The organism is Rhodococcus sp. YH3-3, assembly GCF_001653035.1.
GTDB classification, from domain to species: Bacteria; Actinomycetota; Actinomycetes; order Mycobacteriales; family Mycobacteriaceae; genus Rhodococcus_F; species Rhodococcus_F qingshengii.
The window spans coordinates 1-501 of sequence record NZ_BCWH01000038.1 but is presented as its reverse complement, the minus strand read 5'-3'; the positions used below and the strand labels follow the sequence as shown (position 1 = coordinate 501).

1 protein-coding gene is annotated in these 501 nt (G+C 66.1%); it reads right to left on the bottom strand.

What is annotated here, in order from left to right:
* Window positions 1-31 precede the first annotated feature (31 nt).
* The coding region (locus YH3_RS34720) for a transposase (RefSeq protein WP_193777240.1) at window positions 32-501 on the bottom strand (470 nt) is incomplete at its 5' end.

The following is a 501-nucleotide window of genomic DNA, read 5'->3' as shown; positions in this document are numbered from 1 at the left end:
TCTCCGCATTTGAGCGGGGCGTGTGCTGATTTCATGCTGCTGGTCTCTGCCCTCGGGTGAGGGCGATGTGGACCATGATGCGCCTTCGGTAGTTGTCCATGTTGGTGAAGCCGCATCCGACACGCTTGGTTTGCTTGATGATCCGGTTGAAGCCCTCGGTGCGGGCGTTGGTCACGTCCTCGGTGAGCGCGACGAGCACCGCTGGCCACCAGGTGTCGATCGTGGTCGCCAGGCGGCTGGTTTCCTCCATGTCGGCGCGGGCGGCGTCGTCGTAGAAGTCGTACAGCCTGCGCCGGATCTGGTGCGGCTGGTGTTCGGCCAGCAGCAGGCGCAGGCGTTCCTTGACGGCATGCGCGGCGGCGATCTCGTTGGTCGGATCCTCGGCGGCGAGGGCGGCGTTGAACCGGGCCTTTTGCTTCACGGTGAGGTGCTCGTAGCCGGTGAGCAGCAGTTGCCGGCTGGCCCAGACTTTGTCGGTGGCGGTGCCGCGGCGGCCGTGCA